At 63.6% G+C, this 24,984-nt stretch carries 22 protein-coding genes and 1 pseudogene; 14 read left to right on the top strand and 9 right to left on the bottom strand.

Annotated elements, in window-relative coordinates; genetic code table 11:
* Positions 1-18: 18 nt before the first annotated feature.
* Positions 19-1,092 carry a tRNA preQ1(34) S-adenosylmethionine ribosyltransferase-isomerase QueA gene (gene queA / locus WDM86_15820; protein MEI9991497.1) on the top strand — a complete coding sequence of 358 codons (1,074 nt, stop codon included), beginning with the start codon at positions 19-21 and terminating at the stop codon, positions 1,090-1,092.
* A gap of 255 nt (positions 1,093-1,347) precedes the next feature.
* A pseudogene (gene tgt, locus WDM86_15815) lies at positions 1,348-2,210 on the top strand (tRNA guanosine(34) transglycosylase Tgt).
* Between the two features lie 30 nt (positions 2,211-2,240).
* On the opposite strand, the gene WDM86_15810 reads toward tgt, so the two are convergent.
* Together WDM86_15810 and WDM86_15805 are read right to left on the bottom strand one after the other, a co-directional pair.
* The gene (locus WDM86_15810) at positions 2,241-2,381 is read right to left on the bottom strand and encodes a hypothetical protein (GenBank protein ID MEI9991496.1); all 141 of its coding nucleotides are present in this window, start codon (positions 2,379-2,381) and stop codon (positions 2,241-2,243) included.
* A gap of 328 nt (positions 2,382-2,709) precedes the next feature.
* Positions 2,710-3,489 (bottom strand): hypothetical protein, encoded by a 780-nt coding sequence (locus WDM86_15805; protein ID MEI9991495.1) that lies wholly within the window; start codon positions 3,487-3,489, stop codon positions 2,710-2,712.
* Between WDM86_15805 and WDM86_15800 the strand changes: the two genes are divergently transcribed.
* The 6 genes from WDM86_15800 (at position 3,488) to WDM86_15775 (ending at position 9,281) form a co-directional block, all read left to right on the top strand.
* The gene (locus tag WDM86_15800) at positions 3,488-4,042 is read left to right on the top strand and encodes a hypothetical protein (GenBank protein ID MEI9991494.1); all 555 of its coding nucleotides are present in this window, start codon (positions 3,488-3,490) and stop codon (positions 4,040-4,042) included. The genes WDM86_15805 and WDM86_15800 overlap by 2 nt on opposite strands.
* A gap of 346 nt (positions 4,043-4,388) precedes the next feature.
* Positions 4,389-5,297: a DNA gyrase subunit A gene (locus WDM86_15795; protein MEI9991493.1), complete on the top strand. Its 909-nt coding sequence runs from the start codon at positions 4,389-4,391 to the stop codon at positions 5,295-5,297.
* A gap of 49 nt (positions 5,298-5,346) precedes the next feature.
* On the top strand, positions 5,347-6,912 hold the full coding sequence (locus WDM86_15790; GenBank protein MEI9991492.1) for a DNA gyrase C-terminal beta-propeller domain-containing protein: 1,566 nt from the start codon (positions 5,347-5,349) through the stop codon (positions 6,910-6,912).
* 1 nt (position 6,913) lies between these two features.
* Positions 6,914-7,456: a pantetheine-phosphate adenylyltransferase gene (coaD, locus tag WDM86_15785; GenBank protein MEI9991491.1), complete on the top strand. Its 543-nt coding sequence runs from the start codon at positions 6,914-6,916 to the stop codon at positions 7,454-7,456.
* A complete protein-coding gene (locus WDM86_15780) occupies positions 7,456-7,941 on the top strand; it encodes a peptidylprolyl isomerase (GenBank protein MEI9991490.1) in 486 nt (161 codons plus the stop codon). Before coaD ends, WDM86_15780 begins: the two co-directional genes overlap by 1 nt.
* Positions 7,942-8,150: 209 nt before the next feature.
* Positions 8,151-9,281, top strand: a complete 1,131-nt coding sequence (locus tag WDM86_15775) for a DegT/DnrJ/EryC1/StrS family aminotransferase (GenBank protein MEI9991489.1) — start codon at positions 8,151-8,153, stop codon at positions 9,279-9,281.
* Between the two features lie 31 nt (positions 9,282-9,312).
* On the opposite strand, the gene wbaP is transcribed toward WDM86_15775, so the two are convergent.
* From wbaP to WDM86_15745, 6 genes are all read right to left on the bottom strand, one after another.
* Positions 9,313-10,785 carry an undecaprenyl-phosphate galactose phosphotransferase WbaP gene (gene wbaP / locus WDM86_15770; GenBank protein ID MEI9991488.1) on the bottom strand — a complete coding sequence of 491 codons (1,473 nt, stop codon included), beginning with the start codon at positions 10,783-10,785 and terminating at the stop codon, positions 9,313-9,315.
* A gap of 707 nt (positions 10,786-11,492) precedes the next feature.
* On the bottom strand, positions 11,493-12,374 hold the full coding sequence (locus WDM86_15765; GenBank protein MEI9991487.1) for an NAD(P)-dependent oxidoreductase: 882 nt from the start codon (positions 12,372-12,374) through the stop codon (positions 11,493-11,495).
* Between the two features lie 22 nt (positions 12,375-12,396).
* Positions 12,397-13,149: an aldolase/citrate lyase family protein gene (locus tag WDM86_15760; GenBank protein MEI9991486.1), complete on the bottom strand. Its 753-nt coding sequence runs from the start codon at positions 13,147-13,149 to the stop codon at positions 12,397-12,399.
* A gap of 4 nt (positions 13,150-13,153) precedes the next feature.
* Positions 13,154-14,152, bottom strand: a complete 999-nt coding sequence (locus tag WDM86_15755) for a phosphoglycerate dehydrogenase (GenBank protein ID MEI9991485.1) — start codon at positions 14,150-14,152, stop codon at positions 13,154-13,156.
* Between the two features lie 67 nt (positions 14,153-14,219).
* Entirely contained in the window at positions 14,220-15,971 is a 1,752-nt protein-coding gene (locus tag WDM86_15750; GenBank protein ID MEI9991484.1) for an ABC transporter ATP-binding protein, read from the bottom strand.
* Between the two features lie 89 nt (positions 15,972-16,060).
* A complete protein-coding gene (locus WDM86_15745) occupies positions 16,061-16,711 on the bottom strand; it encodes an acylneuraminate cytidylyltransferase family protein (GenBank protein MEI9991483.1) in 651 nt (216 codons plus the stop codon).
* Here WDM86_15745 and WDM86_15740 point away from each other — a divergent pair.
* Genes WDM86_15740 through WDM86_15725 form a run of 4 tightly spaced genes read left to right on the top strand, consistent with a single transcriptional unit; the run spans position 16,680 to position 20,433 of the window.
* A complete protein-coding gene (locus WDM86_15740; GenBank protein MEI9991482.1) occupies positions 16,680-17,816 on the top strand; it encodes a glycosyltransferase family 8 protein in 1,137 nt (378 codons plus the stop codon). The genes WDM86_15745 and WDM86_15740 overlap by 32 nt on opposite strands.
* Positions 17,810-18,700, top strand: coding sequence for a glycosyltransferase family A protein (locus tag WDM86_15735; protein MEI9991481.1), 891 nt, complete (start codon positions 17,810-17,812; stop codon positions 18,698-18,700). The genes WDM86_15740 and WDM86_15735 overlap by 7 nt, the downstream gene beginning before the upstream one ends.
* Positions 18,697-19,482, top strand: coding sequence for a 6-hydroxymethylpterin diphosphokinase MptE-like protein (locus tag WDM86_15730; GenBank protein MEI9991480.1), 786 nt, complete (start codon positions 18,697-18,699; stop codon positions 19,480-19,482). The genes WDM86_15735 and WDM86_15730 overlap by 4 nt, the downstream gene beginning before the upstream one ends.
* Positions 19,483-19,539: 57 nt before the next feature.
* Entirely contained in the window at positions 19,540-20,433 is an 894-nt protein-coding gene (locus tag WDM86_15725; protein ID MEI9991479.1) for a 6-hydroxymethylpterin diphosphokinase MptE-like protein, read from the top strand.
* Positions 20,434-20,642: 209 nt separating this feature from the next.
* Here WDM86_15725 and WDM86_15720 read toward each other — a convergent pair whose 3' ends face one another.
* Positions 20,643-21,836 carry a glycosyltransferase family 4 protein gene (locus WDM86_15720; protein ID MEI9991478.1) on the bottom strand — a complete coding sequence of 398 codons (1,194 nt, stop codon included), beginning with the start codon at positions 21,834-21,836 and terminating at the stop codon, positions 20,643-20,645.
* Between the two features lie 694 nt (positions 21,837-22,530).
* Here WDM86_15720 and WDM86_15715 point away from each other — a divergent pair.
* The gene (locus WDM86_15715) at positions 22,531-23,625 is read left to right on the top strand and encodes a hypothetical protein (protein MEI9991477.1); all 1,095 of its coding nucleotides are present in this window, start codon (positions 22,531-22,533) and stop codon (positions 23,623-23,625) included.
* Between the two features lie 65 nt (positions 23,626-23,690).
* Positions 23,691-24,974 carry a hypothetical protein gene (locus WDM86_15710; GenBank protein MEI9991476.1) on the top strand — a complete coding sequence of 428 codons (1,284 nt, stop codon included), beginning with the start codon at positions 23,691-23,693 and terminating at the stop codon, positions 24,972-24,974.
* The last annotated feature ends 10 nt before the right edge of the window (positions 24,975-24,984 follow it).

Raw genomic sequence — 24,984 nt, 5'->3', positions numbered from 1 at the left:
GCCCTTGGTTCGTCGAGAATGGATGTCGCCCAGTTCGATTTCGACCTTCCGCCCGAGCGCATCGCGCTTCGCCCGGCGGCGCCGCGCGATTCCGCGCGCCTGCTGGTGGTCCATCGCGACGGCCGGCTCGAGCATGCGCGGGTCCGCGACCTGCCGGCCTATCTGCGCGCGCCCGACGTTCTGGTGGTCAACGACACCAAGGTGGTTCGCGCGCGGTTGCGCGGCCATCGCAAGGGCCGCGGCGAGGCCGAGCCGAAGATCGAGATCATGCTGCACAAGCGTGTCGCGCCCGATGGTTTCCTCGCCTTCGCGCGCCCGGCGCGCAAGCTCGCGGTTTCCGATCTGCTGCTGCTCGGAACGGATCTGGTGGCGAGGATCAAAGCGCGCGGGCCGGGCGGCGAAATCGAACTCGGCTTCGAAAAATCCGGCGCGGCGCTGGACCTGGCGATCGCGGCGCAGGGCGAAATGCCGCTGCCGCCCTACATCGCCGGCAAGCGGCCGGCCGACCGGCTGGACGATGCGGACTATCAGACGATGTTCGCCGCGCAGGAAGGATCGGTTGCCGCGCCGACCGCCGGACTGCACTTCACGCCGCAGCTCATCGCCGGCCTCGAGGCCAAGGGGATTTCGCGAGAGGCCGTGACGCTCCATGTCGGGGCGGGGACGTTCCTGTCGGTCAGCGCCGACGACACCGCCGATCACCGCATGCATTCCGAATGGGCGTCGCTCGACGTCGACACGGCCAGCCGCCTCAATCGGGCGCGCGCGGAGGGCGGCCGCATCGTGGCCGTCGGCACGACGTCCTTGCGGACGCTCGAAAGCGCGGCTGATATCGATGGCGCGATCCATCCGTTCGCAGGCGAGACCGACATTTTCATCACGCCCGGCTATCGCTTCAGGACCGCCGAGGTCCTTCTCACCAATTTTCACCTGCCGCGCTCGACCCTGTTCATGCTGGTGAGCGCCTTTTGCGGCCTGGACAGGATGCGGGCCGCCTATGCCGAGGCGATCCGCGAGGGCTATCGCTTCTATTCCTATGGCGACGCCTGCCTGCTTTTCCGCTCGGCGGACGGTGACCATGCCGCAGACTGACGATGCGTCCGTGACGGATTTTTCCTTCGCGCTGCAGGCGACATCCGGCGCCGCCAGGCTGGGCGTCATCCGCACGCCGCGCGGCGAGATCCGCACGCCGGCCTTCATGCCGGTCGGCACGGCGGGCACGGTGAAGGCGATGCTGCCGCAAAGCGTGCGGGAAACCGGCGCCGATATTCTTCTGGGCAACACCTATCATCTGATGCTGCGGCCTGGCGCCGAGCGCATCGCCCGGCTCGGCGGCCTGCACAATTCATGGACTGGAACCGACCGATCCTCACGGATTCGGGCGGCTTCCAGGTCATGTCGCTCTCCAAGCTGCGGAAGATCACCGAAGAGGGCGTGCGCTTCGCCTCGCATATCGACGGCCATGCGGAGTTTCTTTCGCCCGAGCGCGCCATGGAGATCCAGCGCCTGCTCGGCTCGGACATCCAGATGGTGCTGGACGAATGCCCCGCGCTGCCGGCCGCCCATGCGGACATCGAAAAGTCGCTGGCGCTCTCGATGCGCTGGGCGCGGCGATCCAAGGCGGTGTTCGGCGAGCAGCCGGGGCGGGCCTGTTTCGGGATCGTGCAAGGCGGCACCTTCGCCGACCTGCGCGCGCGCTCGGCGCAGGAACTGACGACGATCGGCTTCGACGGCTATGCGATCGGCGGACTGGCCGTCGGCGAGCCGCAAGCGGAGATGTTCGAAACCCTCGAAGCGACGGCGCCGCTTTTGCCGCGGGATCGGCCGCGCTATCTCATGGGGGTGGGAAAGCCGGACGATATCGTCGGGGCAGTCCTGCGCGGGGTCGATATGTTCGATTGCGTGATCCCGACACGCTCGGGCCGCAACGGCCAGCCTTCACACGCGAGGGGACGTTGAACTTACGCAATGCGCGGCATGCGGACGATCCGGCGCCGCTCGATGCGCGTTGCACATGCCCGGCCTGCCGCCAGTTCAGCCGCGCCTATCTGCATCACACGGTCAAGGCGAACGAGATCATCGCCTCGATGCTGCTCACCTGGCACAATCTGACGTTCTATCAGGACTTGATGCAGGGCTTGCGCGACGCCATCGCGCGCAACGATGCCGCCGGCTTCGCGGCGCGGTTTCTGGGCGAATATGCGGACTGAAAACGCGCCGGCTCGGACCGCGTCCGCCGCTCAACCGGCGTCGTGCCGCGTCTCAGCCTCCAGGCCGATCTCGAAGGAAACGGCTGCCTGCATCTCTTGGCCGTCCTCGAGCCAGGCATCGGTCGCGCCCCAAAAAATGAAGTTCGCCGCATTCGCTGCATCCCACGGCATTCTTCCCGGCCAGGACGGTGCCGAAATCGATCGGCGACGCGAAGCGGCCGGTGAAGATGGATTTCATCGATTGAGGACACCTGATCATGACGCGTTTTATCGGTCGGTTCCCCATGTCATTCCCCATTTGACGCACTGCAAAAGTCTAGCAGGCCTGGCGATAGCGGGTGTGCCCCTAGGGCAACTTTGGGGACTTTTGTACAGTTTTGTTTCCGAACCGGGTCGGAACCGACAGGCGGCAATCACGCTTCCGTTGTGCCCGCTGATGCTGCATGACACGATGATCCTCCCTGATCGTGAGCCGGAGCATGCGCAAGCGGGGAGGCCATTAACCGGTAAACCATGGCCAACGCCGTTGCGCGCGCGTGCCGCCAGGGGATGGAACGGGGAGCCGCCATAGATGGCGCAGGACGACCTCGCTTTCGGCCGAATTCCGTCTGGTCGCCGCATGCTGCATCTGGCCGCCTTCGCCGAGGCGGGCGGATGCGATCGCGCAAACGATGTCCGCCGGCATCGATTGGCCGAAGCTTGTCGGATCTCGAACCGTCAGCGAGTCGAGGGGCTGGTCGCCGACGGCCTGAGAGGCGTTCAACAGGCCGTTCCGGAGTCGATCAAATCCGCCTTGAACGCAAGCGCCACGGCCAATACCCGCCTCAGCCTGCTGCAAGCCGCCGAATCCCTTCGCCTGCAGCAGCTTTTCGACGCGGCCGGTATCGAGCTTACCTTCGTCAAGGGCACGGCGCTGGCGATCCTCGCCTATGGCAATATCGGCATCAAGCATTCCTGGGACATCGATATCCTGGTGGATCATGCCGACATCTTTTCCGCTGCGGCGCTGCTGCGAGAGGCCGGCTATGTCCGCGAGAGTCCCGACGAAAGCGTCGACGACCGGCAATTCCTGGAATGGTCGTCCTTCGCCCATGAGTGCGTGTGGCGGCATCCTGGCCGGGGCCTGTTTGTGGAACTGCATTGGCGGTTGTCGCGAAACCCTTCCCAGCTTTCGCGACTCTCGCCCTCGCGCCGCGTGGCGGTCTCGGCCGGACAGGCCATCAGCACCCTCGGCGACGAGGATCTCTTTGCCTATCTTTGTCTCCACGGCGCGCGCCATGGCTGGTCGCGGCTCAAATGGCTCGCCGACCCTCGCGGCCTGGCTCGCCCCCATGCCGCCGCGGGACGTGGAGCGCCTCTATCGGTCGGCGCAAGCGGCCAAGGTCGGCCGGGCGGCGGCGCAAGCGCTGCTCCTGTGCGAGCGCCTGCTGAAATTGCCGCTCGCGCCGGCCCTGGCCGACGAGCTTCGGTCGGACCGATCCACGCGCTGGCTCGTCGCAATCGCGCTTCACGCCATGGCCGGCGACGACAGGATGCGCCAGACCGAGGACAGGCCGGAGGGCGATCTGACGATCCAGATCTCGCATTTCCTGCTCGCGCCCACGCCCGGCGCCTGGTTCGCGGAATTGCAGTCGAAATCGATCGGCTGGACCGATTTCAGCCGCATAAGGCTGCCGCGGCCTCTGTACATCCTCTATCCGCTGATGCGCATTCCATCCTGGCTTTGGCGCCGCGTCGCGCACGTCGTCGGTCGGGGCGTGAAGGCGTCGGCGCTTGGTCCTTGGTCGCCGCAATCGGCTGGACGCGCCGCGAGCGGGGCTTTGCGGAAATGAGCGGGCCAACGGTCCTTAAGTGCCTATCGCGTAAGGGAAATTTCGGGCGCGCAGGGGCGAGGTTTTCCTAGCCGAATCGCGGCGCAAATGCTACCTAGCGCCCCAGGAGTGGGACCCTTCAGGTCCCCTCGTCAAGGAACCGGTTTTTGAGCGATACAGTCCCGCCAAGCGGCGCGCAGCCGGGCGGCTCCAACATCAACCCGATCGCGATCGAGGAGGAGCTGAAACGCTCCTATCTCGACTATGCGATGAGCGTCATCGTGCAGCGCGCGCTGCCCGACGTGCGCGACGGGCTGAAGCCGGTGCACCGGCGCATCCTCTTTTCGATGCACGAGAACGGCTATGACTGGAACAAGCCGTACCGCAAATCCGCGCGCGTCGTCGGCGATGTGATCGGCAAGTACCATCCGCACGGCGACCAGTCGATCTACGACGCGCTGGTGCGCATGGCGCAGGACTTTTCGATGCGGGTCCCGCTGATCGACGGGCAGGGCAATTTCGGCTCGGTCGACGGCGATTCGCGGCCCAGATGCGCTACACCGAGGTGCGCCGCTCCAAGATCGCGCACCAGCTCACCGAGGACATCGAGCAGGACACGGTCGAGTGGAAGGACAATTACGATTCGTCCGAGCGCGAGCCGACCGTCCTTCCGGCGCGGTTTCCCAACATCCTCGTCAACGGCGCCGGCGGCATCGCGGTCGGCATGGCGACCAATATCCCGCCGCACAATCTGGGCGAGGTGATCGACGCCTGCCTCAAATTCCTCGACGATCCGTCGATCGGCCTGGAGGAGTTGACGGAAATCGTGCCGGGACCGGATTTCCCGACCGGTGCGCTGCTGATCGGCAAGCAGAACGCCCGCGCCGCGCTGGCGCGCGGCCGCGGCTCGCTGCTGATGCGCGCGCGCTGCCATGTCGAGGAGCTGCGCAAGGACCGCGAGGCGATCATCGTCACCGAGCTGCCCTATCAGGTGAACAAGGCGCGACTGCAGGAGAAGATCGGCGAACTGGTCCGCGACAAGCGCGTCGAAGGCGTCAGCGACATCCGCGACGAAAGCGACCGCCACGGCATGCGGGTCGTGATCGAGCTCAAGCGCGATGCGTCCTCGGAAGTCGTGCTGAACCAGCTCTACCGCTTCTCCGAACTGCAGACGACCTTCGGCGTCAACATGCTGGCGCTGAACGGCGGCCGTCCGGAGCTGATGAACCTCAAGGCGATGATCGGCGCCTTCACCGCCTCCGCGAGGAAGTCGTGACCCGGCGCACGCGCTTCCAGCTCGGCAAGGCGCGCGACCGCGGCCACACTTGGTCGGCCTCGCCATCGCCGTCGCCAATATCGACGAGGTCATCGCGCTGATCCGCGGCGCCGCCGACGCCGCGACGGCGCGCGAGCAGTTGATGGCGCGCAACTGGCCGGCGATGGACGTCGAGCCGCTCATCAAGCTGATCGCCGATCCGCGCCATCTCATCCAGGAAGACGGCACGATCCGGCTGTCGGAAGAGCAGGCCAAGGCCATCCTCGACCTGCGCCTGCAGCGCCTGACGGCGCTGGGACGCGACGAGATCGGCGACGAAGTGAAAAAGCTCGCCGAAGCGATCGCCGACTATCTCGACATCCTGCGCTCGCGTCCGCGCGTGCTGGAGATCGTGCGGAACGAGCTTCGGGCCATCCGCGAGGAATTCGCCACGCCGCGCAAGACCGAGCTGGTCGATGCCGACGTCGAGGTCGAGGACGAGGCGCTGATCGAGCGCGAGGACGTCGCGGTCACGGTCACCCATGGCGGCTACATCAAGCGCACGCCGCTCGACGAGTATCGCGTGCAGGGCCGCGGCGGCAAGGGCCGCTCCGGCATGGCGACGCGGGAGGAGGATTTCGTCACCTCCCTGTTCGTGGCCAGCACCCATGCCTGGCTGGTGTTCTTCTCCTCCACCGGCATGGCCTACAAGCTGAAGGTCTGGCGCCTGCCGGAGGCCCGCATCCAGGGCAAGGGCAAGGCGATGGTGAATCTCTTGCCGCTGGCGGAAGGCGAACGCATCACCACCATCCTGCCGCTGCCGGAAGACGAGACCCAGTGGGACAAGCTCAACATCGTGTTCGCCACCAAGTCCGGCGACGTGCGGCGCAACGAGCTGTCGGATTTCGCCAGCATCAACCGCAACGGCAAGATCGCCATGAAGCTGGAACCGGGCGACGGGATCGTCGGCGTGCAGACCTGCACCGACGGCGACGACGTTCTGCTGACCACCCACAACGGCAAGTGCATCCGCTTCGGCATGTCGGACCTGCGCGTCTTCGCGAGCAGGGCCTCCACGGGCGTGCGCGGCATCAAGCTGGCGCCGAGCGACGAGGTCGTGAGCCTCGCGCTGCTGCGCCATACCGACATCACGCCGGCCGAGGCCGCCGCCTATCTGAAGCAGTCGCGCGCCGCGCGGCGGGCCGCGCTGGGCGATGACGGCGACACCGACGCGCCCATCGAGGATGCCGAGGACAGCGAGGAGAGCCGGGAAGAAATCGCGCTCACTACGGAACGCTATTCCGAACTCGGCGCGCGCGAGCAATTCGTCCTGGCCGTATCCGAAAGCGGCTTCGGCAAGCGCACCAGTTCCTACGAGTACCGCGTCATGGGCCGCGGCGCGCAGGGCATCTGGGCGATGAAGAAGAACACCGCCATCGTCGCCGGCTTCCCGGTCGAGGAGAGCGACGATCTGATGCTGATCTCCAACCAGGGCCAGACGATCCGCGTGCCGGTGTCGTCGATCAGCGTCCAGGGCCGGGGATCGGGCGGCGTCACCGTGTTCCGCGTGGACGAGGGCGAGCGCGTCGTCTCGGTCGAACGGATCGAGGACGTCTCGGGCGAAGGGGGCGAGTGACGTGGCTGAGGTGGGCAAGAACGATATCGCGCGGCGTTTCCGCGTCGGCCTTTATCCGGGCACCTTCGATCCGGTCACGCTCGGCCATCTGGACATCGTCAAGCGCGCGCTGAAGCTGGTCGACCGGCTGGTGATCGGCCTGGCGACCGGCACCGGCAAGGCGCCGCTCTTCTCGCTGGACGAACGCGTGGCGATGTGGCGCCACGAGGCCCAGAACATGACCAAGGACGGCTCCACGATCGACGTGGTTCCGTTCAGCGACAAGCTGCAGGTCGAATTCGCCCGCGAGGTCGGAGCCACCGTGATCGTGCGCGGCCTTCGGGCCGTGTCGGACTTCGAATACGAATTCCAGATGGCGGCGATGAACCAGCGCCTGGCGCAGGACATCGAAACCGTCTTTCTCATGGCCGATCCGCGGAACCAGGCGATCGCCTCGCGGCTGGTCAAGGAAATCGCCATGCTCGGCGGCGACGTGAGGGCCTTCACCAGCCCGCACGTGGCCGAGCTTCTCGTGAAACGCTGCAAGGAACAGGCAAAACGCTGATGGCCCGCGACAAGGAAAATACCCTGATCATGGAATTGAAGACCGGCCCGGTCGTGATCGCGCTCAGGCCCGACCTGGCGCCCGGCCATGTCGCCCGCATCAAGGAGCTGACCCGCAAGGGCTTCTACGACGGCGTCGTCTTCCACCGCGTCATCCCGGATTTCATGGCGCAGACCGGCGATCCGACCGGCACCGGCTCGGGCGGCTCGGACCTACCCGACCTGAAGGCGGAATTCTCCAACGAGAAGCACAAGCGCGGCACGGTCTCCGCCGCGCGCACCAACAATCCCCACAGCGCCAACAGCCAGTTCTTCATCTGCTTCGCCGACGCGCCCTGGCTCGACCGGCAATATTCGATCTGGGGCGAGGTGGTCGAAGGCTTGGAACACGTCGACGCGATCAAGAAGGGCGGCGACCACAACAACGGCCAGATCAGCGGCGCGCCGGACAAGATCCTGCGTATGCGCGTCGAGGCCGACGTCTAGCCTTGCCGTTCGGTCGGCGGTCTGCCCTCGCATCGACAGCGGTGACGGACGTCGACATCCGCCTGTTCGGACATGCGCGTTTCCGATTGCTCGTTCGCGCCTGCTTGCGGCGATGCCTTGACGCATTCCGCAATATATTTTGTCTCGCGCCGCCGCGGCTTGCCCGCCTACAAGGCGGGCTCCCGATATTTGGCTTTGTGGAGTGAGCTTTGGCCGAACCGATCGCCTTCATCGACCTGCAGGCCCAGCGCAAACGTCTCGGCGAGCCTCTGAATCGCGCCATCATGGCCGCGGTCGAGGGCGGGCAGTGGGTCCTGGGGCCCCAGGTCGCGGAACTGGAGCAGAAGCTCGCCGCGTTCGCCGGCGTGAAGCACTGCGTCGCCTGCGCCAACGGCACCGATGCGATCGTCATCGTGCTGCGCGCCTGGAACATCGGGCCGGGCGACGCGGTGTTCGTTCCCGCCTTTACCTTCGCGGCGACCGCCGAGGTCGTGGCGCTGGTCGGCGCCACGCCGGTCTTCGTCGACGTGCTGGCCGACACCTACAACATGGATCCCGCCAGCCTCGAAGCGGCCGTCGCGATGATCGAGCGCGAGGGCAAGCTGGCGCCGCGCGTCGTGATACCGGTCGATCTGTTCGGCCAGCCCGCGGACTATCGCATCCTGGCGCCGATCGTCGAACGCCATGGGCTCAAGATGCTGTGCGACACGGCGCAGGCATTCGGCGCCACGCTGGACGGCAAGCGTACCGGCGCGATCGGCGACGCCGCGACCACGAGCTTTTTCCCGGCCAAGCCGCTGGGTTGCTATGGTGACGGCGGCGCGATGTTCACCGACGACGACGCGCTGGCCGCGCTATTGCGCTCCATTCGGGTCCATGGCGAGGGAAGCCATCGCTACGAAAACGTCCGGATCGGCATGAACTCGCGCCTCGACACCATCCAGGCCGCGGTCCTGATCGAAAAGCTGAAGATATTTCCGGACGAGATCGCGGCGCGCGATGTGATCGCCAAGCGCTACAACGCCGCGCTGGCCCGTTCCAACAGGATTCGCGTGCCGCATGTCATCGACGGCGCGCTATCGACCTGGGCGCAGTACACGATCCAGGTGCCGGATCGCGCCAAGCTGCAGGGCGAGCTGAAGGCGGAAGGAATCCCGACCGCCGTCTATTATCCGATCCCGCTGTCGCGGCAGAAGGGCTACGCCGCCTATCCGTCGGCGCCCACGCCCAACAGCGAGCATCTGAGCGGGACGGTCGTCAGCCTGCCGATGCATCCCTATCTCGACGAAGCGGCGCAGGACCGCATTGTCGAAAGCGTCCTGCGGGCGACGGCGTCCTGATCGCGGTTCCTTCGCCAGGTGGTGGGGCGGGTTAGTAGGCGCCCCGGCCGGTCAGCATGATGCCGGCGGTCTGGATGAGGATCACGATGTCGTACCAGAACGACCAGTTGAGCACATACCATTCGTCGAAGATCACGCGCTCTTCATAGCTCGTGTCGCTGCGTCCGCTGACCTGCCACAGGCCGGTGAGGCCGGGCCGCACGCGAACGTAGAGCTGCGCCGCCGATCCGTAATAGTCGCGCAGTTCCTGCTCCACGACCGGCCTGGGGCCGACCAGGCTCATTTCGCCGCGCAGCACGTTCACGAGCTGCGGCAGTTCGTCGAGACTGGTCTTCCTCAGCCATTTGCCCGGCGCGGTGATGCGCGGGTCGTCGCGCAGCTTGAAGGTCTTGGCGTACTCTTCATAGAGTTCCGGCTGCTCGCGCCGCCATTTTTGCAGGCGCTCCTCGGCGTCGGGCGCCATGGTGCGAAACTTGATGATGCGAAAGGTCTGGCCGTTCTGTCCGACGCGCTTCTGGCTGTAGGTCACCCGGCCGCCGTCATGGCGCTTGATCGCCGTCGCGATGAAGAGGAACAGCGGCGAGAACAGGATGAGCAGGGAGAGCGCGCCGACGATGTCGAATACCCGCTTCTCGAGCTTCTGCGGGAAGCGGCGCAGATTGCTGCGCACCTGCAGCAGCAGGACGTCGTGGCCGAAGAAGTAGTTGGTCGTGGCCCCGACCAGCGGTAGGCGCTGGAACGACGGGACGATCGCCACCGCGATACCCGCTTCCATCAGGCGGCGCACCACCTCGGTGTATTCCGTCGAATTGTTGGACTCCGTCGCGACCACCGCTTGGGCGCATTCCGCCCGCAAAAGCTGCTCGGCGATCTCGCGCGGCTCCATCGTGCCCGACCGGATGACTTTCGGCAGGTCGTGCGCGGTGTCGTTGCAGACGTCGGACACGCTCCAGCGGACCTCGAACCCAAGCGAAAGCGACCGCGCCAGCGCGTTGTAGATCGTCGTGATGCGCGCGCTCGAGCCGATCAGGGCGGTGGGGATGTACCACACGCCGGCCTTCGCCAGCAGCTTGCGCGCCAATTGCCGGCCGAGCGGAATGGCGACGATGAGGAATATCCAGCTGGCGACGATGTTCGCGACGGCGAAGACGCGAAAATTCAACGACGTCAGGAACAGATCGGGCAGCGCGGCGATGGCCAGCGCGACCGTCGACTGCCGCGTATTGTCCCAGAACAGCTGCCGGCGGCTGTAGTCCCCCGAGAGATAGCGGAACACGATGAACACGACGGCGATCAGCGCAAAGACATCGATCGACGTGGCGCCGTCGAATGACGGCCGTCCGCCGGCCAGGATGATGGTGGGGACGGCGCGCCCCATCCGGAAAATGATATTCGCCAAAGTGAAGACAAGAACATCGGCGAACGCGAGGCCGGCTAGACAGGTCCAGTGCGAGTTGGATCGCAGATAGGACACTGCATGAGCAGCCTCTGCGCGTTCGGCCATTGATGTAATCGTCATGCGTCCCCACCGCGCCCCACGGCGCTCTTTTTCTCGACTATTCGGATGGTTAATGCAATATCTTGCGGTCCGCCGTCAGCGAAGGACTAACTTTTGCCGGTGGCTGTGAAGCCCTCGTGACTGCCCAGCGAATGCTCAGACCGGATAGTGTCAACAATCTAAACGACGATTCGTGCCGCGTCTGTCTCTGAATTCGCTCGCCATGCCTGCGGCAAATTCCGGCTGTTGATCTTCCGGCGCTGCCTATGGCACGCGGCATCCTGGCGCCGCCACGCCTGGGCGACCCAATTGCCTCCAGCCGCCGGAATCGGCGAGGGCTTTGCGTAGCTTTTCCGGCGGGACGCGTGATCCGAATGTTTCGGAGCGGCGGCCACGCCCCATAAGCCGTTGAATAGGCGGCGTTACTCGACCGGCCGATCTGTTCACCCCGGCCGTGGCCGCATTTGATGCATCCAGTAGTAACATGCTGGCGTGTGATAGATCAAAAAAAGGCGGTCGGCTGCATTTCGCGCGAAGCTGTGCGCGCCCGTGTTGGGGCATTTCGCCGCGAGCCGCCGAAGACGCGGCGAAACGCACGCGATATAGGCATGGCTGATTTCAAAAACGGCAATGCGGCGGCTGTCGCGTGAAGCGTGATCGAAACGGAATTATTGCCGCATGCATCGGCGAAAACGCGCAGCGCTCGCGACCGGCTATTCCTCGACGGTCGAAGCATCGATCGACAGTTCTTCGACCTTCATCAACAGACCCTGGCCGAGATCGATGTGAAGCTGCGGCGCATATTTCATTCCGATCCGCGAATCGAAAGAATATGGCGTCGTGACATAGTGGGGAACGCCGCTATCGGCGACGTAGTCGAACGCCACCGGCTTGCCGACGATCTCGGAGATCATCTGGAACAGGTCCGCGACGCGGACGCTCTGGCTGCCGGCAAGCACGATGCTGCGGTTCTCGAACCGGGGGTGCAGGATATCGACGCTCGCCTGCGCGGCGTCGCTGACGTGAATATAGTCGCGCAGCGCCCTGGGGTTTCCGAAGTAGGTGATGCGGCCCTTGGCCATCGCCTCATGGATGAAGCGATGTATGCCGTTCGTCATCCCCGACCGCGGACCGTAGAGCGAGCCGTAGCGCAGGATCGTGCAGCGAAGCCCGCGCGTCGCCTGATAGTGAAAGATGTAGTCCTCGCAGGCGCGCTTGCTGCAGCGGTAGGCGCCGCCGACGCGGCTGTGGACGTAAAGCGAGCTCGCGAACACATAGCGGTTCACGCCGTGGCGCACGCAGGACTCGCAGACGTTGAGATTGCCGATGATGTTGATCGTGGCCGACCGCACCGGCGCGGCGTCGGCGTCGTCGAGATCCGCCACGCCGGCGAAATTGAAGACGGCCTCGCAACCCTCGGCCGCCCGGGACACCGCCTCGCCGTCGAGGATGTCGCCGATCATCATCTCCTGGTCGGGCCTCAGCCATTCCGACGGCGCGCGGTCGAACACGATCACCGAATGTCCCGCGGCGCTGAGCGCGTCCGCGACGTGCGAGCCGAGAAATCCCGAGCCTCCGAATACCGCGACGCGCACGTGTGAAATCCTTGCGATGACCTCAGGCGATGTCCGGGCGAACGGCGCTTTTCCAGAGAAAGACGGCGTCGGTTCCATAGGCAATGAACCGGTGCCCCTCCGCGACGGCGGCGCGCAGGCGCTCCGGTTCGGGCAGGACGATGTGCACGCCCGAGGCAATGCCGTGCCGGCGGCAGGCCGCGGCGACGGTCGTCATGGCGCGGCGGAATTCCGGATGATCGAACTCGCCCGTCACGCCGAGCGACGCCGACAGATCGTAGGGGCCCAGCATCACGGCATCGAGCCCAGGCGTTTCGAGAAGCGCGTCGATGCACGCGACGGCCTTCGCGTGCTCGATCTGGGCCACGACGAGCGGGCCGGTCCCGTCGAGGTCGCGCTGCAGTTCCTTTCCGAACAGGTTCGCCGCCGCGTATCCGACGCCGCGGGTGCCGCGCGGCGGATAATTCGCCCAGGCGATCGCCTCGCGAAGCATCTGCGCCGTCTCGATCATCGGCAGGATCACGCCGGAGGCGCCGCCGTCGAGCGCGGCCTTGATCGCATAGGCCGTCACCTGGCCTACCCGCGCCAGGGCGACCGTGCCGCGGGCAGCGACAGCGCGGAACAGCGAAGGCAGTTGCGCCTCGGAAAACCTACCATGCTCCAGATCCAGCGCGACCCAGTCGAAGCCGGCCGCGCCCATGATGGTGGCGACGCCGTCGTCGGGGATTTGCATCCATCCGCCGATCGACGTCTGGCCTCCGGTCAGCGCGGTCCTGATCTGCTCTGCGTGCGTCATCGTCTCAAGCTTGGTTGGCGTATTCGTCGTCGGGCACCGGATAGGCCAGGGCGTCGCCGGAGAAGAACCGCACGATTTCGGCCGTGGCGTCGCGTTCCATCCTGGAACGGCAATCGATGGAACAGGATCCCATATGGGCCGTCAGCACCACGCGGTCGAGTTCCCGCAAGGGCCCGGTATAGGGTTCGCGCCCGAACACATCCACGGCGGCGCCGCCGAGATGGCCCGACCGCAGCGCGTCGTACAGCGCATCTTCGTCGACGATGCCGCCGCGCGCCGTGTTGATCAGATAGCTTCCGCCGCGCATGCGCCGCAACTCCCTGGCGCCGATCAGGCCGCGCGTCGATTGCCGCAACGGCACATGCAGCGAAACGATATCACAGGTTTCCAATATCTCATTCAGGCTCGCCTGCCGGGCCGCGGCGCCGGCCGGGAGCGCCGCGATGTCGGCCCGCTTGTCGAGCACGTCATGGACCAGAAGCGCCGCCGGCGCGAAGCCGGCCAGGAGCCGTCCCACCGTGCTGCCGATCCGTCCGAACCCGACGATTCCGATCCTGGATTCGCCGATGCGGATGCCCTGCGTGCGGCGCCAGCCGCCACCGCGCATGTTCCTGTCGGCTCCGGGGATATCGCGGCAGGCCGCGATCATGGCTCCGACGGCGAATTCCGCCACCGCGGGGGTCACCGCATCGGGCGTATAGGCCACCGCGATATTGCGTTCGCGGCACCGTTCGAGCGGCACCGAGTCCAGGCCCACGCCGACACGCGCGATGATCTTGAGGCGACGGTTGGCGTCGAGGAGCGCGTTGAGATCTTCGGTGCCGGCAATGATGGCCTCGCAGTCGCGCGCCCGCTCGGCGACTTCCTGGGAGGTCAGCTTGCGCCGCGTGTCGTTCACGCAAACGCGCCAGCCGGCCGCGTTCATCCATTGTGTCGGCGTGCGGTCGTGCTCCGCGAACGGTGTCGTGGAAACGAAAACCGAAATTCCGCGCGAATTGCCCATGAAGCGCGTCTCCCCAGGCCGCGCACGAGATTATGCTACGGAGGCGCGGCCCATCCTGCAATCGAATCTAGTGCGAAGCGACGGCGTTGGCCCAAGCCGTTTGACCGTGGCTCGCCTCGATGACGCTGCCATGCTCGACCGCGAAACGACGTTCCAGGTGCCGGGTGGCGGACATCCGGTGGGTCACCATGACGAGGGTCAAATCGGGATTGCGTTCCATCAGGTCCGCCAGGATGGCGTCCTCGGTCGGCGCGTCGAGTTGCGATGTCGCCTCGTCGAGAACCAGCATGGCGGGGTTTTGATAGAAGGCGCGCGCCAGCGCCAGGCGCTGCCTTTCGCCGCCCGACAGGGCGATGCCGTTCTGGCCGATGCTGGTGTCCAGACCGTTGGGGAATTTGCGCACGGTCTTGTCGAGATGCGCGCAGCGCAACGCCTCCCATACGCGCGGATAGTCGATTTCCGTGGCGGCGATCGCGAAAGCGACGTTTTCCGCGACGCTGCCATCGAGCAGGAACGTATCCTGCTGAACATAGGCGACGCTGCTTTGGCGCAGCAGCACGAGAGGCTCGACTTCGACGCCGTCGAACAGGATACGGCCCGAGGTCGGCCGGATCACGCCCAGCATGACGTTCAGGAACGTGGTCTTTCCCGCTCCCGTCTTGCCGATGATCGCGATCTTTTCGCCGCGGCCGATCCGGAGCGAGACGTCGTGCAATATCGGGGCGCCGCGCGAATAGTCCACGCCGACACGATCGAAGACGAGCGTGTGCTCGAAGGGCGGTCCGGCCGGCGCATGGGCACGGTCGGGCAGGACCTCGACCTGCTGTTCGAAATCGGCCGCGATGGCGGCAAGGCCGGGATAGTCGAACGCCAGCACGTGAAGTTGCCCGATGATGCGCTGGGCGGCGGGAAGGAGACGCACGGCGGCGGCGGCATAGAGCGTGAGATCGGCCAGGGTGCGCGCCTGCGTTGCATGGCTCCCGATCAGGATCAGGTAAAGCACGAGCAAGCCGCCGATGAGCACGGGTTCGAACACGAAGCGCGGCAGCTGAACCATCAGGCGATCGTCGGCCAGATAGCGCGCGAGGGCGAAGACGTTGCGGCGGAAAAGTTCGACGAAGAAGTCCTCGCTCGCCGACAATTTGATCGACTTGAAGCTCCCGAAGGAGTCGTGCGTGAGGCGCAGGATCCGCTGCGAATCGGTGTCGCGATTCTTTCCGGCCAGGCGCGAAGTGCGCGCGGACTTAATGCGGAAAATAACCATCGTCCCGGCGAGCCAGAGCGCGAGAAGCACCGTGACGGTGGGCGCCTTGATCAGGAGAAAGATCAGGATGCCCGTCAGCACAAAGATCTCGGAGAGCGCGAGAAGCGAGGGAAAGACGAGGCGGCCGAAGATCTGATTGCCGATCAGATTGAGATTGTGCTGCAGCGTCGACAGCGACCGCGTCGCATGCACTGCGTATGGCGCGCGCAGATAGCGCTCGAACAGGCGCCAGGCGGCGCTGGACGTCGCGCTCGCCAAGCTGCGAAGCGTGGCGCGCCAAAGAAGGGCGAGAACGGCGTTCTTGACCAGGATGAACAGGAATGTACCCACCAGCATCATCAGCAGGATATTGGTGGCTCCGTTTCCCGGGAGGAACGGCGGCAGTGCGGCCAAGGCCTTGGCGATGGGGTTCGGTTGGCTCAGGCAAGCCAGCAGGAGGTTGCGCAATATCCAGACCGAAAGGACTTCCAGAGACGCCGATAAAAGCGTGAACACCAGGACGTCCGCCGCAAGCGCCGGCGTTACCTGTGCCGCAATTTTCTTAAATACGCCCACGCATCCCCCTCGCAGGATCCCCCGGTGCCGCCGGCCCGAGCGGACAAAGTCGTCTGAATATGACACGCCTTGCGTGGCTGGCGACAGCGCTAGTGCCGGCCGTGCACGGCGATCGCTTCCGCGATCATCCAATCCTCGGGAACGTCGATGTCGCACGATTCGCTTTTGGGCGTCTCGAACAGAACGGGCCTCGCGCCGATGCGCGCGCCCGTCATGCGAAAGCTCTCCGGCGTGAATATGTAGAGATTGGAGTTTTCCTCGAACCAGGGTTCGAGGTCCTGGGTCCGGATCAGATTCGCCGGATCGTGGTTTATGGGGCTGGCGTCGGCGCGATAGAAACGGGTCTGGTGCTTTCGCACGGTAAAGAGCGAATCGCCCCGGCCCGCGTCCGCCGCGTCGCGGAACGCGGCCAGCGCGGCGCGGATGGTCGCCGGCCGCAGCAGCGGATTGGTGGTGTGGGTCATCAGATAGGTATTGGCCGCGATCGCGGCGATGTCGTCGGCGATGATCGCGTTCATGCTGACCCGGTCGCCGCACAACGCCGCAGGGCGGTCCCGAATCAGGACGCGGCCGCCGCTCTCCAATCCGTTTTCCTTCAGGATCGCGCGCGCATCGGTGTTGACGACGACGAGGCCGATCTCGTCCAGCGACAGCAGGGTGTCCAGGATCCAGCGGAACAGAGGCTTGCCGGCAAAGGGGCGGAAGTTCTTGCCCCTGATCCGCTCGCTGTTGGCCTTCATGGGGAGCAGGGCCACCACGCTTTGTCCCATCGTCCTGATCCCTCGGCTTGCAGACTGGGGCATTATTCGGTTTGCGGGCCGATGTCCAAAGCTTGGTTTTGTGGCCGATTGCGGCAAACTAAGCCGGGGGCGTTTCGCGGCCGGAGGAATGGTGGGACGTATACAAGTCGCATTCTCGACCGACGAGCGGTTTGTCGCGCAGACCGGGGTCGCTCTTCACACCCTGCTGAAGCGGGCCTCGCGGCCCGTCGCGGTGACTGTTCTCTCCAGCGGCCTGGCGGAGGCGGATCGTCATCGGCTCGAAGCGGTTGCCCGCCGTTTCGGGGCGATGATCCGCGTGATCGCGGTCGATCCGAATCTGGCCGCCGATCTTCCCATCCTTCACAGGCGCATGTCTCCGGCGGTCTATTTCCGGCTCTGGCTGGCCGATTTCCTGCCCGGCAACATGGATCGGATTCTCTATCTGGATTCCGACATCATCTGTCGGGGCGATATCGCGCCTCTGTTCGATGCCGATCTGGGCGGCGCGACCCTTGGCGCGGTGCGCCAGTTCCGCACCAGCCGCTGGGGCAGCGTGCTGCTTCGGCCATCCTATCGTGCCAGCCTGATGCGGGCGGATCTGTTCAATTCGGGCGTGCTGCTGATCGATCTCAAGCGATGGCGCGCCCGCGGTATTGCGGACGCCGTGCTGGCGTGGCGCCGCGCCAGCGGCCAGCTGACACGCCTGCACGACCAGGACGCCTTGAACGCGATTTTGCGGGACGACTGGCACCAGCTATCGGCGCGATGGAATTTCGGCAACTGGTTCTACCGCCATACCGGCTACTGCTTCGCCCGGAACCGCGCGCGGTTGGCGCCGATGATCGTTCACTATTCGCACTACCTGCGGTCGGACCCCTATCGTGCCGAATATGCGGCCGCGCTAGCGGAATGCGTGCGGGACTATGGGTTCGCCCTCAAGGACGTGCCGCCGCTTACGCTGCTGAGCCGGGCGAAGCGTCTGATACGGCAACTGCATGTCTTCTGCATGCCCTTTGGATATGCCCCCGCCCGTCCGTATGGCGAAGGCCGGACGATCGCCCGGACCGTGGGCGATCCATGCTGAGGATCCTTCGGCGGGATTTAGGCCGCGCCTGGCGCGGCGTCGTGGCTCTTGCGATCGGCTATATGGCCATGACGGTTCTGGCATGGGAATGGGCCTTTCGGCGCTATCGGAGGCGGGAATCGCACGGCCTTCCGGCGCCGCTGCTGGTCTCGCTGACATCGTATCGCGCACGCTTTCCCACCCTGGCGTTCACGCTCAGGTCGCTGTTGCTGCAACGCATGGCGCCGGATCGCATCATCCTTTGGATTGCAGATGCAGATATATCCCTGCCGGCCGCCGTTTTGCGTCTGGCGGAGCGGGGCGTGGAGATACGCCGCACGGCCGATTTGGGGCCTTATACGAAACTGATCCCGGCCATCGCGGCGCAGCCCGGCTGGTTCGTCGTTACCGCCGATGACGATACGTACTATCCCTCCGACTGGTTGGCCGGCCTGGTGGCTGCTTTTGATGCCGAGCACCCCGCAGTCATCTGCCATAGGGCGCATCGCGTCGGGTTCACTCCATCGGGGTTGATCCAGCCCTATGCGCAATGGGAGAAAGATGTGGCAGGACCGCAGGAGGGCATTGACCTGTTACCGACCGGGGTAGGCGGCGTCCTTTATGCGCCCGCGGTGGCGAAGGACATGTCCGCCACGATCATGGATATCTACGCTCTGGCGCCAAAAGCCGACGATCTGGGGCTGTTCTGGGCGAGCCGGCTCATCGGCCTGCGGACGCGCAAGACAAGCTGGCGCCGGTCCTTCGCGAGTTGGCCCGGCTCCCAGCGCGTCGGGCTGTTCCGTCGGAATAACCGCGGCGACGCGCGCAATGATTTCTATCTTGCACGTCTTATCGACGTCTTTGGGCTGCCGTCGTCGCTGGCTGGCCGTGGCACTCGTTCATGAACAAGACGGCGTGCACGATAAATCCATATGCCGTGGCGGGTCGGGAAATCCTGCATCGGCTGCGTTGGGATCTGCGTGCCGAATCCTGGCGCTCGCGCCGCGGACTGGTCGCCCTCAAGGATTCGCACCGCGACCAAATGGCCTTGATCCTGTGCAATGGTCCATCCCTGAACAGCGTTGATTTCGAATGCCTGAAAGGAACCTTCTGTTTCGGACTCAACAAGATACACCTGTTGTTCGACCGTACTGGGTTTCGCCCTTCCGCCATCGTCTGCATGAACTACCGCGTGATCGAGCAGACCGCCGATTTCTACAATCGCACCGACATCCCCCTGTTCCTCAACCGCACCGGCATTCATCTGGTACGCGGCGGGCGGGGGCGGATATTCCTGCACGCGACGTCGTTGTCGCGCGCCTTTGCCCGCGACTGCTCGATCTCCATTCATCCCGGCTATACCGTCACCTATGCCGCGATGCAGCTCGCCTACCACATGGGCTTCAAGCGGGTCGCATTGGTGGGTTGCGATCATCATTTTAACCGCCAGGGTCCGGCGGGCATGCTTGGCATGGCGGAGGGCCGCGATCCCGACCATTTCGATCCTCGCTATTTTTCGGATGTACCATGGATTCTTCCCGACCTCGCGGAGAGTGAAATCTCCTATCGCATGGCGCTGGACGTCTATCGCGCGGCGGGCCGCGAACTGGTCAATGCCACCGTGGGTGGCAAGCTGGAGATATTGCCCCGCATGCCGCTGGAGCAGTTCTTGCGCGAGTCCCGATGAGTGCGCATGATCGAATCTGTCACATGATTCATGCGGTCGGTGTCGGGGAGCCTTTATGTGAACGAACGCGTGCAAAGGTCCGGCCCGACTCAAATGTTTTCCTGGGGACAACCGGTGGCCTCCGGCGCGCAGGTGTCGCCGGATACCTTGCCGCTGGTCGTGCTGGGTCGAAACATCCTGCGTACGCAGTCCGTCAACCCCTACAGGATTGCCCTGGTCGAGGTCGCGCGCCGGCTGCTCTGGGACCTCAATCCGGAATCGTGGCGCTCGCGCGCCAGGATGAAGGCGCTGCGCAATAGCCATCGCGGCGAGAAGGCCGTGATTCTCTGCAACGGCCCGTCGTTGAACGGCGTCGACTTCTCGCTTCTCGAAGGCGTCTACTGTTTCGGCTTGAACAAGATCGACTTGCTGTTTTCCAGGCACGCGTTCCGGCCGTCCTGCATCGTCGCGACGAACCTGCTGGTCATCGAACAGCAGCGCGAATTCTTCAATCGGACCGATATCCCCCTGTTCCTCCATAGCCTGGCAACCGTTTCCATAAAAAAGTCGCCAAGCCGGATCTTCATTCCAGCCACGGTCACGAACCGGAAGTTCGCCCGCGACTGCTCGCTCTCGGTCTATCACGGGGCAACGGTCACCTTCGTCGCGCTGCAATTGGCCTACCACATGGGATTCACATCGGTGGCGCTGGTGGGCTGCGACCATCACTACGAAACGGTGGGCCACCCGAACCAGCGCGTGGCCTGCGGCGCCTCCGATCCCAATCACTTCGATCCGACCTATTTCGCCAATCAGACGTGGCAACTGCCGGATCTATTGGAGAGCGAATACGATTATCGCATGGCCCTTGATGCCTACGGACGCGGCAGAAGGCTGCTCGTGAACGCGACGGATGGAGGAAAGCTGGAGGTCCTGCCGCGACTATCGCTGCGCGAATTTCTAGCCTGCTGAGTTCGTTTAACCGGCAGTGTCGGCTCTGCATCAGCCGAGGTGCGGAGCGATCGGGCCAGCAAGGCGCGAGAATCTGATATTGACATTCAACGAGGGACGGCCCGACGACAGTTTCTCCGCTGAGACTCGCTTGGTGCGCTGCGTATGCTGTGGCGCACGGACATCATGATGAGGCCGGTCAATTTTCTTTGCTTCCGATACAAAGCCTTTCACGTCCGCAGCAGAATTTTCAAAAACCGGTCCGTGATGCTCTGAATGTCGAAGGCTTCCTCGGCGTAGCGGCGCGCATTGCCCGCGTACCGTGCGCGAATGCTCTCGTTGGCCAGTAGCCTGCGCGCCGCGTCGATCGCCGCGTCCGGCCGCTCCGGCGGTACCACCAGTCCTGCTTGCACGCGTGCGATGTGCTGCGCATTGACGTTGTCTTCCGGCATGGCCGCGAGAATCGCTCGACCGGCGGCCAAATAGCTGAGAATCTTGGAGGGGACGGAGTAGAGGTGGGCAGACTGCTCTATGATGCAGATAAGGACGTCCCCGCTCGCCAATGCATTTGAAAGTTCGGCGTAGGGTTGGAACGGCATTTGCTGAAGCCCGGGCAGATCGCGCAACGTCTTCTGCTCGGCCAGCCAGTCAGCGCCCTGACCTTCGGCTATCACGAGGACTATGACATTGGGGTCTGTGCGAAATTCTTCCGCCAGCGCCAGAAGTAGCTTGGGATTGTGCTTGAATCCCAAACGGCCGGAGTAAAGAAGGACATGCTTGTCATGCAATCCGTTTGCACGTGACCAGGAATTGTCCTTCGACCCCGGATGAATGTCGTCCTTCGGCGCCCAATTTTCGATGACATGGCATCGCTCGGATGCAACGTTCCAACACTTCAAGACCGGTAGGAAGTCTTCTGCTATTGCGATGACGGAATCGCTGCGGCGGGCGATGTCCGCCTCGACCATTCTGTAGTATCGCGCAACCAGCGCGCCTGCTGCGCCGAGTCGTTCCTTCAGAATTACGCTCATCGCAACACTTATGATGTCTTGCAGCCAGAACGTAAACCGTGCCTTGATGGCGTGGCTGGCCGCGATGGCGCGGCGCTGTACGTCCAGCGGCGCATTCGCCGACAATACGATATCGGGCTTCCACTCGGCGATGTGGGCGCCCAGTCGCCGGCCATACGCGATTTCCTGAGCCCGCCTGCGAAAGAGAGAGGCGTATTTCGCATACTGCAATTCCGTACCCAGTGGGACGATTTTCAGCGTCGCGGGGTCGGACGCACGGGCGTCCATGTTGTGAATTGAGGTGCAGGCGGCAGGGAAAAAGACGTGTTGCACCTGATGGCCGCGCGCCGCAATTTCCCGACTCAATTCCAGACAAAAGGGATAACCGCCATAATCGTGGACAAGTATGCGCATCTTGGCTCTGCTTCAGGACATCGTCTGCGTTTTGACGAGGGGCGCGGCAGGTTTACCGAATGGCGCGATGCGCCTCAACCAATGGCGGAACGGGTTCTCGATCCGGTGACGGGACAGGCGATCCGTGGCCCGTCGACGAAGCAACGATATCGTGCAGGGGCCCGAGCGCGGTGAAATGGGGGGCGAGATTTTTATCCATCCGCGGCGCAATCGGCGTCACTTTCTCGGTCAATGATGCCCCTACTAATAGCGCCGAGCCGGGCGAAGAGGCGTCCAAGCAATCGCCGCGCCTGTCCGAATTCTAGAATATTCACTCGTTTCTGCTATAGCAAGGCGGACACTTTTTGGGCTTGTGTCGTGCGTAGTACACGCGGCCTGTCGTTAGTCGACGGTCGCGTCTCGTCCAGTTGACCTGACGGGGGGCCGCCCATATGGTCTGGTAAATACCCGGGTTTAGCGCGAAATTCTGGATGAGAGCCCGCAAGTCATCAAATCAAGCGGACAGAGGGCCGTCGACTCTGCGCAAGTCGGGCCTGCAATGTGTTTCGGCGATGGTGATGCCTGATGGCGTCGATGCGACAGCGGGGTTGAGTTGGTCACGCTCCGCGGGCGGATGAGCTGACTTGATCCGGGACAGGGATGGAAGCGAGGCGAGCGAGTGTTGGCCTAACGTAGGAAATGGTGGAAGACGCACATGTCTAACGAAGCGATCACGCCGCTGCGTCGCAACGAAAGGTCGATCGCCAGCGAAGCCCAACTCGACATTGCGACGGTCCTGAGCTTTGCCGCCGGCGTCGCACGCAGGTTACCTTTTTACGTTCCGCTCCTCTTGCTGTTATCCATTCTGATCGGCTCCATCTGGCTGTTGTCCTACCTCTGGACGCCTCCCATCTTTGTGGCTCGTGCCACGATCGGACCGCCCAATCCCTCTCCTGTAAGTTCTATGATGTCTTCGATGGGCGGTAGCCAGATCGGGAACAGCGCGGCGCGGCGTTTGTTGGGGGGGGGGGGCGGCACCAGCAGCGACCCGTTTCAGGAATACCAGCAATTGATGCTGTCGCCGCGTCTTGCTGTCGAGTTGGCGCAGAAAGACAATTTCCTGCAAACCATCTTCGAAGCAAGCTGGGATTCCGCTGGCAAGAGATGGAAGCCGCGGGGATCGCTCCATGCATTCTCGTCGGCGATCAACCGTTTTCTAAATCGCCCCGTCTTGGATCACCCCGATGTCGACTCGCTCGTGTCCTATCTCCAGACACACTTGCAATTCGCCCAAGCACAGGATGCGGGGAAAACCCAAGTCGCCAGCCTGTCGGGTGGAAACAGTCCCTATCTGACGGTAAGTTTTCAATCCAATACGCCCGAGCGCGCCGAGGCGTATCTGGACACGATCCTGCGACGCGCGGACGATATTATCCGCCAACAGCACATGCGGGACGTCGACGCCAGGATACAGTATATATCGAATGAATTGGCCCGGATCACGTTGTCGGAACAGAAGGAAGCCCTGATCGATACCATGGCAAGTCAAGAAGAACTGAAAGTCATGATGGTGGCTGACCAGAGATTTTCCTATGTGTTGGTAAGCATGCCATACGCCTCGCCAACGCCGATATCGCCGATGTCGCCGTTCACGGCTCTGATATTCTCGTTCGTCGCCTCCACAGTTGCCTGGATTTTTCTCGTCGCTGCCGCTTCGTACAGTGGCGTCCTCAAGAGGTGGATTGATGTGTTCCGCTGGCCCAATCGCAAGGCGCCGGCCGGCGCGGCGCTGATGCCGCTGGCGAGGTAACCAACGGTGTTTTCTGCATACATCTCGTTGCTGATCGATTGCGCCGTCTCGCGGGATGACCATCTATGCAGTCTGCCGTTTCGCAGGACCTAGTCCTGTCGCGCAATCTGCGCATCTGGCTCTGGATACTCTGCATTGGGATGCTGTTCCTGACGCAGATCGCGTACATGATCGGCTCGTTTCCGGTCGCGGTTCCGCTAATCCTGTATTTCGCGACGATCGCATACTTCGCCGCGCAAAATCTCCTGACGATCCGAATCGTCCCGCTCACCATGCTGACAGTCGCCGGCGTGATCGGCCTGCTTGGGCTTCGTCACGGGGAACTAGTGTCTTCCAGTTCCTTCCTGATGACGATTACGCTGTACCTGCCCTTTGTCTTCGACTGCAAGGACGAGGAGAAAGTCCGCCGGATTCGGAACTACTTCTGCGAGGTCTACATCGCTGGCGTGACAGTGATAGCTCTCGTCGCGATCGTGCAATTCGCCCTGATGAACGTTGTAGGCTTAACATCTCTCGTCAACGTCTATTACGTTCTTCCCGCGGGCCTGCATGAGGCGGGCGGATATGCTTACTTCCGTCCGATGGCCGGGCTGCTCAAAGCCAACGGATATTTTCTCCGGGAGTCGTCGTTCCTTTCGATGTATTCCGCCTTGGCCCTCTTGATGGAGTATTTTGGAAGGGCCCGTTTCAGAGCGCTCGCCATTTTGGCTCTCGCGCTCTTCCTTTCGTTTTCCGGGACCGGTGCTATGATCATTATATTCGCCGTTCTTGTTCCACGCTCCCGCCAATCCCTTCGCATCGCGGGTCTGCTTGGCGTGGCTGCCATCAGCGTATATTTTTGGGGCGATAAAATCCCGGGGGTCGGCTTCTGGGTCGCCCGCCTGGCCGAATTCCAGGCTGCCGGATCCAGCGGCTATGCCCGTTTTGTTGCGCCGTTTCTGATGCTTCAGACCACATTGGCGAACAAATACCTGCTTTTCTTCGGGAACGGACCCGGAAGTTACGATCGGACCGTTCGTCCGCTATCGTTGCTTCTAAATTTCCAGATCGCCGGTGCGAGTCTGCCGAAGAATTTTTACGAATATGGTCTCATCGGCTGCGCAATGATCAACGGCCTTGTGGCGCGGCGCGTGTATCGCAGTGATTTGCGCTGGGAATTGAAGAACGTGTTGTTTCTTGTGTGGTTGCTGTTCGTTGTGAATCTCGGCGAGGATTTTCTCTTGGTGTGGCTGTTGACATCGTGGCAGCGTCGCTTTGACCTTCCCTCTCGGGTAAGCCGGGTCGTGGAAACGAAAGTCGAGAACACGTTGCCAGCCGTTTCGGATGCCTCGGTTGGCCAGACGGGCTGAGACTTTACCA

Origin of the sequence: Rhizomicrobium sp., assembly GCA_037200045.1 — a bacterium.
Classification (GTDB): Bacteria; Pseudomonadota; Alphaproteobacteria; order Micropepsales; family Micropepsaceae; genus Rhizomicrobium.
The sequence above is the reverse complement of the archived record's forward strand: the minus strand, read 5'-3'. Positions and strand labels throughout refer to the sequence as shown.